Source organism: Serratia sp. NCCP-200 (assembly GCF_059697885.1).
Map to the genome: position 1 here is coordinate 1,005,298 of NZ_BAAKUJ010000001.1, position 11,743 is coordinate 1,017,040.

General features: G+C 57.1%; 12 protein-coding genes. 9 read left to right on the plus strand and 3 right to left on the minus strand.

The features are described from left to right. Positions 1-2 precede the first annotated feature (2 nt). From narI to AC6HVW_RS04700, 9 genes are all read left to right on the plus strand, one after another. Positions 3-680: a respiratory nitrate reductase subunit gamma gene (gene narI, locus AC6HVW_RS04660; RefSeq protein ID WP_024485415.1), complete on the plus strand. Its 678-nt coding sequence runs from the start codon at positions 3-5 to the stop codon at positions 678-680. A gap of 358 nt (positions 681-1,038) precedes the next feature. Further along, positions 1,039-2,046: a 3-oxoacyl-[acyl-carrier-protein] synthase III C-terminal domain-containing protein gene (locus tag AC6HVW_RS04665; RefSeq protein WP_186487144.1), complete on the plus strand. Its 1,008-nt coding sequence runs from the start codon at positions 1,039-1,041 to the stop codon at positions 2,044-2,046. Next, entirely contained in the window at positions 2,043-3,059 is a 1,017-nt protein-coding gene (locus AC6HVW_RS04670) for an NAD-dependent epimerase/dehydratase family protein (RefSeq protein WP_186487142.1), read from the plus strand. The genes AC6HVW_RS04665 and AC6HVW_RS04670 overlap by 4 nt, the downstream gene beginning before the upstream one ends. After that, the gene (locus tag AC6HVW_RS04675) at positions 3,052-3,858 is read left to right on the plus strand and encodes an MBL fold metallo-hydrolase (RefSeq protein WP_071680862.1); all 807 of its coding nucleotides are present in this window, start codon (positions 3,052-3,054) and stop codon (positions 3,856-3,858) included. Before AC6HVW_RS04670 ends, AC6HVW_RS04675 begins: the two co-directional genes overlap by 8 nt. Next, positions 3,855-5,141 (plus strand): F390 synthetase-related protein, encoded by a 1,287-nt coding sequence (locus AC6HVW_RS04680; protein WP_071680861.1) that lies wholly within the window; start codon positions 3,855-3,857, stop codon positions 5,139-5,141. The genes AC6HVW_RS04675 and AC6HVW_RS04680 overlap by 4 nt, the downstream gene beginning before the upstream one ends. Continuing rightward, on the plus strand, positions 5,138-5,755 hold the full coding sequence (locus AC6HVW_RS04685) for a phosphatase PAP2 family protein (RefSeq protein ID WP_059201086.1): 618 nt from the start codon (positions 5,138-5,140) through the stop codon (positions 5,753-5,755). The genes AC6HVW_RS04680 and AC6HVW_RS04685 overlap by 4 nt, the downstream gene beginning before the upstream one ends. Continuing rightward, positions 5,752-6,870, plus strand: a complete 1,119-nt coding sequence (locus AC6HVW_RS04690; RefSeq protein WP_071680860.1) for a sterol desaturase family protein — start codon at positions 5,752-5,754, stop codon at positions 6,868-6,870. Before AC6HVW_RS04685 ends, AC6HVW_RS04690 begins: the two co-directional genes overlap by 4 nt. Beyond that, on the plus strand, positions 6,863-7,957 hold the full coding sequence (locus tag AC6HVW_RS04695) for a fatty acid desaturase family protein (protein WP_071680859.1): 1,095 nt from the start codon (positions 6,863-6,865) through the stop codon (positions 7,955-7,957). The genes AC6HVW_RS04690 and AC6HVW_RS04695 overlap by 8 nt, the downstream gene beginning before the upstream one ends. A 2-nt stretch (positions 7,958-7,959) precedes the next feature. Then, the gene (locus tag AC6HVW_RS04700) at positions 7,960-9,048 is read left to right on the plus strand and encodes a fatty acid desaturase family protein (protein ID WP_071681123.1); all 1,089 of its coding nucleotides are present in this window, start codon (positions 7,960-7,962) and stop codon (positions 9,046-9,048) included. A gap of 2 nt (positions 9,049-9,050) precedes the next feature. Here the strand turns inward: AC6HVW_RS04700 and AC6HVW_RS04705 are convergent, their stop codons facing one another. The 3 genes from AC6HVW_RS04705 to AC6HVW_RS04715 are packed head-to-tail and all read right to left on the minus strand — an operon-like array spanning position 9,051 to position 11,619. Continuing rightward, complete coding sequence (locus AC6HVW_RS04705; protein WP_094983222.1) at positions 9,051-9,194, minus strand: DUF2474 domain-containing protein; 144 nt, start codon at positions 9,192-9,194, stop codon at positions 9,051-9,053. A gap of 14 nt (positions 9,195-9,208) precedes the next feature. Continuing rightward, complete coding sequence (cydB, locus tag AC6HVW_RS04710; RefSeq protein WP_059201083.1) at positions 9,209-10,216, minus strand: cytochrome d ubiquinol oxidase subunit II; 1,008 nt, start codon at positions 10,214-10,216, stop codon at positions 9,209-9,211. Between the two features lie 2 nt (positions 10,217-10,218). Beyond that, positions 10,219-11,619 carry a cytochrome ubiquinol oxidase subunit I gene (locus AC6HVW_RS04715; RefSeq protein ID WP_059201082.1) on the minus strand — a complete coding sequence of 467 codons (1,401 nt, stop codon included), beginning with the start codon at positions 11,617-11,619 and terminating at the stop codon, positions 10,219-10,221. Positions 11,620-11,743: the final 124 nt, after the last annotated feature.

The window sequence follows — 11,743 nt, forward strand, 5'->3', positions numbered from 1 at the left end:
TCATGCACTTTCTGACGCTTTTCTTCTTCGATATCTATCCGTATATCGCCGGGGCGATCTTCCTGATCGGCAGTTGGCTGCGTTACGACTACGGGCAATACACCTGGCGTGCTGGCTCCAGCCAGATGCTGGATAAAAAGGGCATGCGGCTGGCCTCCAATCTGTTCCATATTGGCATTCTGGGCATTTTTGCCGGGCATTTCCTCGGCATGCTGACGCCGCACTGGATGTATGAATCTTTCCTGCCGATCGCCGTGAAGCAGAAAATGGCGATGTTTGCCGGTGGGGCCTGTGGCGTGATGATGTTGGTGGGCGGCGTGCTGTTATTAAAGCGCCGTCTGACAAACCCACGTATCCGCGCCACCAGTAGCGTAGGGGATATCCTGATCCTGACGTTGCTGGTCGTGCAGGTGTGCCTGGGGCTGTTGACCATTCCGTTCTCTGCTCAACACATGGACGGCAGCGAGATGCTGAAGTTGGTGGCCTGGGCGCAAGCGGTGGTGACCTTCCATGGCGGTGCAGCTCAACACCTGGAAGGGGTTGCACTGATATTCAAGATCCATATCGTGCTCGGCATGACCCTGTTCCTGATTTTCCCGTTCTGCCGCCTGGTGCATATCTGGAGCGTGCCGGTGGAATATCTGACTCGCCGCTACCAGTTGGTGCGTAACCGCCGTTAATTCCCCGCGTTACCCAGCGGCAAGGTCTTTGGACGTTGCCGCTGTTCTGTTTTCCCCGCATCAATACCCTTTTACCGTTGATTCAGTCATTGATTTTGGCCTGCCTTAGCCTCCCAGGACATGGCCAAACAGCTTATTCTTATAGATCTCTTTTCGGCGTTGATCTAGGCTGTGCCATTAGGTTAACGGCATGGTTTACCAGGTTAGTTAAGCGAACGGAATCAATCAGTAAAAATTCCTGTTAGGATTTTCCTTATGCTGATGTTAAATAAGGGCTAGATCAAAAGAGCGTAAAAAGTTTGATTAATTACGCTGGATGCTAAGCCAAATGAGTTAGGGATAAGCAGACTGAACACCTATGACCATTGATAACCTGTCCCACCCCGTGCTGCCGCTGAAAATCATTGCGACAGGAGCGGCTTTGCCTCCCGGCTGCGTCGAATCTTCGGCGTTGGATCGGCAGTTGAACAAACCCGACGGCTATGTAGAAAAACGCTCGGGAATTATTCATCGCTTTCATGCCAGCAATCAGGCCAGCCAGGCTGAACTGGCCGTCGCCGCATTGGATGACGCGCTGGCTCGCCATACTATTGTGCGTGGCTCCATCGATCTGTTGATCTCGGCCTCGGCCATTTCTGTACAGGCATTGCCCTTTAGTGCCGCGCATATTCTTAAAATCGCCGGCTTACCCTCAGGTACCGCAGGCTTTGATATCAATACCAGCTGCGTCAGCTTTATTAGCGCATTGCAGGTGGCGGCAGGGCTACTCAACGCCGGCGTTTACCGGCGTATTGCCATCGTCTCTGCCGATATCGCCTCCCGCGGTATCGACTGGGAAGATGAAGAGTCCTCACTGATTTTTGGCGATGGTGCCGCCTGTGCCATTGTGGAACGCGGCGATGGGCGCAGCGGGATTTTGTCCTACCTGATGGAAACCTACCCGGAAGGCAGCGATCTGTGTGAAATCCGCGCCGGTGGCACACGCCGTAACCCGCGTGCCGGGATGAACGACAGCGATTTTCTGTTCCATATGAAGGGCAAGCAGCTGTTCCGCCAGGCTTCGGCGCTGATTGAAGGCTACCTTGAGCGCTTGCTGAGCGCCGCAGGGCTCACCTTGCCACAAATCGCCACCGTGGTGCCGCATCAGGCCAGCCATCTCTCGCTGGAACATATGCGCAAAAGGCTGCATGTAGCGCCGGAGGCGTTGGTGGATATCTATCGTTACCGGGGCAACCAGGTGGCGGCATCAATTCCTTCCGCGCTGCACGAGGCGGCGATCACCGACAGGCTGAATGCCAATCAGCCGGTAATGTTGATCGGTACCGCTGCTGGGCTGACCCTGGGCGGCATGGTTCTGCTGCCATGAAAGTCTTGGTAACCGGAGCGACCAGTGGGTTAGGGCGCAATGCGGCCGAGTGGCTGCTGGCTGCCGGACATCAGGTGCATGCCACCGGGCGTGATGAGGCCGTTGGCCGTGAGTTGGTGGCTCTGGGGGCAAAGTTTACCCCGTTGGATCTGACCCGTGCCGGGATGGAACAGTGCGAACAACTGATGAGGGGTTATGACATCGTCTGGCACTGTGCCGCCAAATCTGCCCCGTGGGGCGATCGCAAGGCGTTTTTCCAGGCCAACACCTACGTCACGGAAAAGCTAGCCAAAGCTGCCGGGCGTTGCGGGGTGAAACGCTTTATCCATATCTCGACCCCGGCGATCTATTTTGACTTTAAACATCATCACAACATTGCCGAGGGTGAATCTGCCCGCCGGTTTGCCAATCATTACGCCGCCAGTAAGTATGCTGCCGAACAGAGCATTGGTGCGCTGTTGCATCGCTATCCGCAAACCACGTACCTGATCCTGCGACCTCGTGGCCTGTTTGGGCCACATGACCGAGTGATCGTACCCAGGATCCTGGCCCAGATGCAGCGTGATAAAGGTGCTCTGCGCCTGCCCGGCGGCGGTAAAGCCTATCTGGATCTGACCTTTGTGCTCAACGTAGTACATGCAATGGATCTGGCCAGCAACCGGCCGAATTTGCCTTCCGGCGGCATTTATAACATCACCAACCAACAGCCGCAGCGGCTGGAGGATATGCTGCACCAACTGCTAGCCCAGCAGCTAGGCTGGCAATATCGGGTGCAGGCATTGCCTTACCGACTGTTGTGGGCGGTGGCAGGTGGCATGGAATTGATAGCCCATTTTACCGGCAAAGAGCCGGTGCTGACGCGCTACAGCGCGGCGGCCGCCTATTTTGATATGACGTTGGATAACAGCCGCGCGATTGAAGAGCTGGGCTACCGGCCACGTTATAGCCTGGAGCAGGGGATAGAGCTGACAGGGCAATGGATGAAACAGCAGGGGATGGCGGCGCATGGCTAACATCACCCCCTTTGAAATCGGCTATTGCACCCACCTTGGCTGCATGGCGCTGCGTGGCTCGCCAATGCGTAGCTGCAAATTCCCCTCCCGTGCCTACCTGCTGGAGGTGGGCGATCGTCGCTGGCTATGGGATACCGGTTATGCCAGCTATTTTCAACAGTACACCGCCAGCGGTATTTTCCGGTTGTATAGCCAGATCACCCCGGTCTATTTCAGCCCACAGCAGGCGCTGCTTGAACAGTTGCGTAACCGGGGTGTAGGCGTGCGTGATATTGAGGCGGTGATCATTTCCCATTTTCATGCTGACCATATCGCTGGCCTGCGCGATTTCAGCAGCCTCAACATGATTTGTTCCGGTGAGGGCTGGCAGCAAACTCGAGAGCTGCGTGGCTTTGCCGCCCTGAAGCGGGCGTTTATACCGGGGTTGATCCCCGAGGAGTTTGAATCCGCATTGCAGTTTGTGGAGTCATTCCCGCTACAGAGTCTGCCAGCCGAACTGGCACCGTTCCAGCAGGGATATGCGCTGCCGGGCAGCGATGGGCAAATCTTCATTGTTCCTCTGCCAGGGCATGCTGCGGGCCACCTTGGCGCCTTTGTTCAAACCGACGCGGGCTGGACGCTGCTGGCAAGCGATGCCGCCTGGTCGCCGCTGAACTACCAGCAACTGCGTGGCCCTTCGCGGCTGGCGAACCTGATCATGGACAATCCGCGTAGCTACTACCAAACCCTTGAAGCGCTCAACCAGCTGCATCACGGCGGCGCGGCGGAGATCCTGTTGTGCCATGAGGGGGATTTATGATCCCGCTGATGACGCTGTGGCATTATCTGCGAGCGCGCAGGCTGCATTTCACCGAAAGGGCAGAACTGGAGGCTTACCAGGCGCGTCAGTTAAAACGCTTTGCCCGCCGGGTATTGGCGTATAGCCCCTATTTCCGGCCATACTGTCTGTTACCTGTGAGCGAATGGCCAGAAATGGACAAAGCGATCATGATGACGCATTTTGATCGGATGAATACCGCCGGGCTGCAACTTGAGGCGCTGTTGGCCTGCGCCAGGCGCAGCGAAACCGATCGCGACTTCACCCCAAAAGTGGGCAAATACAGCGTGGGTCTATCGACCGGTACCTCCGGGCGGCGCGGCGTATTTGTGGTCAGCCCGCAGGAGCAGCAGATTTGGGCTGGCGGCATGCTGGCAAAAATGCTGCCGCAAGGGGTATTTGCCGGTGAGCGGGTCGCGCTGTTTCTGCGTGCGGACAACAATCTGTATCACAGCGTCAACAACCGCTGGTTGAGCCTGACGTTTTACGATTTGTTTGCACCCTTTGCCGAGCACTTACCGCAGATTGAACGGGAGCAACCCACCATCGTGGTCGCACCTGCGCAGGTATTGTGCGCGTTGGCTCATGCGGTCGAACGGGGCGAGTTACGGCTACAGGTGAAAAAGGTGATCTCGGTGGCCGAGGTGCTGGAGCCGCAGGATCGTCAACTGCTAAAGCGGGTATTTGCCGACGTGGGCGAAGTCTATCAGGCCACCGAAGGTTTTCTGGCTGCCACCTGTAGCCACGGCACCTTGCATCTGAACGAAGAGTTTATTCACGTGGAACCACAGTGGCTCGATGAACAGCGCTTTACCCCGTTAATCACCGATTTTACCCGCCGTACGCAGCCGATCGTGCGTTATCGGCTGGATGATATTTTGGTACGGTGTATGGAGCCTTGCCCGTGCGGCCAGGCCAGCATGGCGTTGGAGCGGATTGAAGGGCGCTGTGACGATCAGCTGTTACTGCCAGGATTGCTGGGGGCGGCGCAGCGAGTCTTTGCCGACTTGTGCCGCCGGGTGATTGCCAACGCGTTGCCCGCCGTGGCGGATTATCGCCTGACCCAGTTGTCTGGCCAGCGGCTGCACCTGATGGCCGACTGCAGTCCGGAAGAACTGGTACATTGCCAGCAGCAACTGATTGCGCTGTTTACCCAGCAGGGTATCGCGGTGCAGCAACTGGAATGGCAACTGACCGCACAACGCATCATGCCGCAGTTCGATGCTAAACGCCGACGTATCGTACGGTTGCCGGAGGTGCCATGAAAGAGGTGATCTATCGCCTATGGCAAATGCTGCTGGGTTGGGGCTTTGTCGGCCTGATTTATAACAGCACTGACCGATGGCAAGGCGCTGGTTATCAGCTGACGCCGAGTTGGCTGGATCGTGCCATTCCCTTCAGCCCGCATGCTATCTGGCTATACCTGTCTTTTTTCCTGATCGTTCCGCTGTGCTATCTGCTGTGTCCGCTGAGCCGGATCAAATGGCTTAGAAGCTCAATGCAGCTTGCCGCTCTTGTTGCGGGGGCCATCTATCTGCTGTGGCCGACGACGATGGACTACCCGGTCGATCAGGGCAGTTCACTCAGCTCAACCATGCTGGCGGCATTGATCGGGATTGATTCCAAACAAAACTGTTTACCCTCTTTACATATAGCCTTGACGGCCCTGGCCGTGTGGGCCGTGGCGGACAGTCGGAAAAAATGGCGCAGCGTACTGTTGTCGGTTTGGGGAGTGGCGATTGCCTTCTCTATTCTGCAACTGCGCCGTCACCTGTTGGTGGATTTGCTCAGTGGGGCGGTGTTGGCCATGGCCGTAGGCTATGCCTGCCAGCATGTTCGATGGATTGTCAGTGATTTTCGTCAGGGAGAACGACCATGACCGATCTGGTAATACCGATAGTATTTATGCTGTGCGTGGTGCTGGGTGAAGCCCTTTGGCTGCAAAAGCGCAACCGGGGCAGCGTTGATTGGCACGATGTGATCTTCAACCTCAACTCCGGGCATATCATGCTGTGGCTGTTCCGGGGGCTGGAGATTTTCTGCTATGGCTATGTGGCGACCCATTACAGCCTGGGCCTGGTAGATAGCTGGCCGGTCGCGCTGGTGTGGCTGTTTGCTCTGCTGGCGTGGGACTTTGGTTTTTACTGGTTACATCGCCTGCATCACCGTTTCCGCCTGCTGTGGGCGGTGCATGTGGTGCATCACCAGGGAGAACACTTCAATCTGTCGCTGGGCGTGCGTAACTCGTGGTATTCGTCATTAACGTCGATCCCGTTCTTTATGCTGCTGGCGTTGGCCGGAGTGCCGCTTTCGGTGTTCATTACCGTTTCGATCCTGCACTACGGCATTCAGCTGTTTAACCATAATGCGCTGACCCCAACACTGGGCTGGCTGGAAAAAATCTTCGTTACCCCGGCGCACCATCGGGTGCATCACGTCAACGATCTGGCCTATTCCAACCGTAATTTTGGTGGCAGCTTTATCTTCTGGGACAAGCTGTTTGGCACCTTTGGACCGTCGCTGCCAACCGAGCCTTTCGCCTATGGCGTACGCGGGGAGAAATCGTCGGCTAACCCGTTCTGGGCCAGCAATCAGCCGTTTTTGCGCTACTTCAAACTGCCTTTCAAACCCTCTGCCAATAGCGCCCGTTTCCGCAGCTCCGCCTGGTGCATGGTGAGTGGTGCGTTGTTGCTGTTCGCCCTGGTGCTGGGCTACGTGTATCGTTTCGGGTACGGCTACAACGGCCTGACCGGCGAGCAGGCGGTACTGTTTATGCTGTTGGCGGTTGGCGCGGTGGCCCTGGGTGGGATTGCCGAAGGCCGTAGCTGGGGTGTAAAGGTCTGGTTGCTGGTGGCGTTGGCCGCTCCACTGCTGTTGCTGCTGGCGCTGGGTTGGCACCAACCTTACTGGTGGCTGATGACCTGCGGCATTGCCGTGCATGGCTGCGCCGTTGCCGCTGGCTGGGGACGCCAGAAGGAGGCTTTACATGGTTGATCCGTTGCCGCCACTCTCTTTCCCTGCGGATGGGGAACAGGCGTTTCATCGTGAACTGAAACGACGGGCCCATGCTTATCTGAGCGGCCGTAACGATCACCGCTTTGCCGATGTGGCCCGTTGGGTCAAGGCTATCGTCCTGTTGTTGCTGTGCGTGGGGTTCTACCTGCTCAGCCTGATGCAGCAGCAGGGGCTGGCGTTTATGCTGTGCTACTTTGCCTTTGTCATGATGGGCATGTTGCTGAACGTCAACGTCAATCATGACGCTTCGCATAACGCGTTTGCCCGCACTCCTTGGGTGAATCGCCTGGCGGGGCGTTTGGTGACGATCCCGCTGGGGGTCGATCCGGACTATTGGCGGACAAGGCACGTCAGCTATCACCATGTGTATGCCAACGTCGAACATTACGATCTGGATACCGAAGAGAACGGCTTTTTCCGCCAGACGCCGTTCCAGCAATGGCGAGCGCACATGCGCTATCAGCACCTTTACTGGCCGCTGATTGCCGCCTTGTCGCTGCCCTATATCGCGCTGGTGTTTGATTGGTCAGACCGGTTGGGCAAAACCCCGTTGGCCGCCGAGGGTGTGCTGGCCGGACGCAAGGGCTGGGCGGTGTTTATTGCCAGCAAACTGTGTCACATAGTGGTGGTGCTGGTGATCCCGTTGGTGGTTTGCCAGCAACACGGCATTGGCTGGCAAACGGTGCTGATCGCCTATCTGTTGAGCCAGATGCTAGCCTCGCTGCTGGTGGTGTTCTTACTGCTGGGTACCCACTGGGCGCAGGCTGAGTTTTACGCTGTGCCAGAAGGAGGCCAAATGCCGCAGGGCTGGTATCGGCACAACTTTGCCACTGCCTGCGACTGGGAAACCTCGCCGAAGTGGTTGCATCATCTGACCGGCGGGCTGAATTATCATCTCACCCATCATCTGTTCCCCGGCTGGAATCACCGCCATTATCCAGCGCTAGCCGCCATTCTGGCTGAACTCGCGCCACGCTATGCCATGGATTATCGCTGCATCAGCTATCGTGAGCTGTTGCAACAGCAGCAACGCTTCCTACGTACGATGGGGCAACAGCCTCTATGAAGATGCCAGACACCACGCCGCTGCGGCCCTTGGCGTTCCAACGGGAGAACCGCGATATTCATCTGGCGCTGATGCGTGGCAGCCAGGCCTATCTGGCGGAGCGGGGCGACCACCGCTTTGCCGACCGAGGGATGATCGCCAAGGTATTGCTGCTAATCTTGGTGTGCGCGGGCTTTTATGCACTCAGTTTGCAGCAGCAAAACGCCTGGGCCTATTTCGGCTGCTACGTCGGCTTTATTTTCTCCGCCATGATGTTGACGGTGAACGTGGTGCACGACGCTTCACACAATGCCTTTTTCAAACGGGCACGGCTGAACCACTGGCTTAACTTTATTGTGAGCATCCCGTTGGGGTTGGATGCGGACTGTTGGCGGGTGCGCCACGTCATCTTCCACCATGCCTACAACAATATCGAAGGTTACGATCCGGATATTGAGCCGAACGGCGTGCTGCGGCAAACGCCGTTCCAGCAGCGCAAAACCTTTATGCGTTTGCAGCAATACTACTGGCCGATAGTGGCGGCACTGACTTTCCCGTATTACATCTGGCTGTTTGACTGGTTGGATCGGGCTGGCAAAACACGCATGACGCCCAAGATGATGTTGCAGGGGAGCAAAGGCTGGGGCGTTTTCTTGCTGAGCAAGCTGGCACACTTCACGTTGGCGTTGGCAATCCCGCTATGGCTGATGCCGCCTGATGTCAGCGCCACGGCGATCTGGCTAACTTACCTGCTGAGCCAGATGCTGTCGTCGTTGGTATTTGTGATGCTGATTGTGGGTACCCATTGGGCCAAAGCCAATTTTTATCAGGCTCCCGAGCAGGGCAAGATGGTGCATGGCTGGTATCAACATCTGTTTGCCACCACCTTCGACTGGCAGGCCACGCCACGCTGGGTTGGTTACTGGCTGGGCGGTGCCAACCTGCACCTGACCCACCATCTGTTCCCGCATTGGAGTCATCGGCATTACCCGGCCTTGGCGAAGATCATTGCCGAGGTTGCCGCTCAACACGGGCTGGATTATCAGTGTCTGGATCTGAAAACGCTGTTGCAGATGCAACAGCGTTTTTTGGGGGCGATGGGGAAGCAGTGAAGTTATTCCGGCTTCATCCCGGCGGCGGTCATCAGCAGGCGGAATAGCGAAGCGACCAAAAACAGCCCCAGGACGCTGGCACTCCAGATAACCACCAGCCAGCCGACGCGTTTCCACCAGGGAATGGTAGCGGTGTTCTCATTCATCGTCTTATTCATCATCAGTGATACCCATCCTCATGGCTCACCTTGCCGCGGAACACGTAGTAGCTCCAGAAGGTGTAGACCAAAATAATCGGAATAATAAACAGCGCGCCCACCAGCATAAAGCCCAGGCTTTGTAGCGGCGCAGCGGCTTGCCATAGGGTGATGGTCGGTGGGATCAGCAGCGGCCAGATGCTGATACCCAGACCGCTTAGCCCCAGAAACACCAGCAACAGCGTCAGCAGGAACGGCGAATAGTGGGCATCGTGGCGTACGCCGTGCCAGATCCCCCAGGCGCTGAGCAGCACCAGCAGCGGCACCGGCAGCAGCCAGAACAGGTTCGGCAGGCTGAACCAGCGGGTCGCAATTTCAGGGTGAGCGATCGGCGTCCAGACGCTGACGGCCAGCAAGATTAGCAGCAGGCTAACCAGCAGCGGTGTGGTCAGACGATGCATCCGGGTCTGCAAGCTTCCGGCAGTCTTCATCACCAACCAGGTGCAGCCGAGTAACGCATAGGTCACTACCAGGCCCAAACCGCAGAACAGGGCGAACGGAGTGAACCAGTCGAAGGGACCACCAACATAGGCACGGCCTTCCACCGGGAAACCGTCGATAATCGCCCCGACGACCACGCCCTGGCAGAAGGTGGCCAGGATTGAACCGCCGATAAACGCCTTATCCCAGATATGGCGCTTTTCCGGTTTGGCTTTGAAGCGGAACTCAAAGGCCACGCCGCGGAAGATCAGGCCAAACAGCATCAGCGTGAGGGGAATGGCCAACGCATCCAGGATCACCGCATACGCCAGAGGGAAAGCACCAAACAGGGCGGCCCCACCAAGCACCAGCCAGGTTTCGTTGCCGTCCCATACCGGTGCTACGGTATTCATCATCACATCGCGATCGTGGCTATCTTTCACCCATGGGAACAGAATGCCGATGCCCAGATCAAAGCCGTCCATGACCACGTACATCATGGTGCTGAACACGATGATCACAAACCAAATCAACGGAAGATCGATACCCATGTTCAGCTCCTGTCGTCCAAAGTTTCGTGTACCGCTGAGAGCGGGCGTGCCGGAGTGCCGTGGCCGCTTGGCTCGTCACCTTCATGGGCCTGCGGGCCTTTGCGGATCAGGCGCATCATGTAGGAGTAACCGACGCCAAACACCGAGCAGTAGACGGCGATAAAGGCCAGCAGGCTCACGCTCATATGGATGTCGCCATGGGCAGAGACGGCATCGGCGGTGCGTTGCAGCCCGTAGACGACCCACGGTTGGCGGCCAATCTCGGTGGTGAACCACCCCGCCAGCAAGGCGATCAGCCCCGAAGGCCCCATCCATAGAATGAAGTACAGGAAAGGTTTGGACTGATACAGCCCGCCGCGCCAGCGTAGCCACAGGCTCCACACGCCAGCCAGGATCATCAGCATGCCCAGCGCCACCATGATCCGGAACGACCAGAACACTACGGTGGAGTTAGGGCGATCTTCCGGTGCGAAGGATTTCAACGCCGGAACCTGCTCGGTGAGGCTGTGGGTGAGGATCAGGCTGCCCAGGTAAGGGATTTCCACCTTGAAGCGGGTTTCTTCTCGTTCCATATCCGGCCATCCGAACAGGATCAGCGGCGTGGCCTCTCCCGGCGGGTTTTCCCAGTGGCCTTCGATGGCGGCGATTTTGGCCGGTTGATATTTCAACGTATTGAGGCCGTGTGCGTCACCGATCACCGCCTGGATAGGGGCGACGATCAGTGCCATCCACATGGCCATTGACAGCATCTTGCGCATGGCTGGCGTATCACGGCCACGCAACAGGTGCCAGGCCGCCGAGGCACCGATAAAGAAGGCCGACGACAGGAATGCCGCGGTGGTCATATGCAGCAGGCGGTAAGGGAAGGACGGGTTGAAGATCACTTTGAACCAGTCAACCGGCACGACCACACCGTTGATGATCTCGTGCCCCTGCGGAGTCTGCATCCAACTGTTGGAGGCCAGGATCCAGAAGGTGGAGATCAGCGTGCCGAGTGCTACCATACAGGTAGCAAAGAAGTGCAGGCCGGGGCCAACACGATTCCAGCCAAACAGCATTACGCCCAGGAATCCGGCTTCGAGGAAGAAGGCAGTCAGCACTTCATAGGTCAGCAATGGGCCGGTGATACTGCCGGCAAATTCGGAGAAAAAGCTCCAGTTGGTGCCGAACTGATAGGCCATCACCAGGCCGGAAACCACGCCCATGCCGAAGTTGACGGCAAAGATTTTGGACCAAAAGTGGTACAGGTCCCGGTAAGCCTGATTGCCGGTTTTCAGCCATAGGCCTTCGAGCACCGCCAGATAGCTGGCCATGCCGATGGTGATCGCCGGGAAGATAATATGGAAGGAAACGGTGAAGGCGAACTGGATCCGTGCCAGCTCCAATGCATCAAGTCCGAACATGGAGCCTCCTTGATTTGTTCATAATCGGCCTCTTAGGAAAGCGAAAGCTTGCTTATTAAAACTTGCACTAAGTAGAGCATGGAGTAGAGTAACGATAACAGTGACAGTTATTTTACTTTTTCCT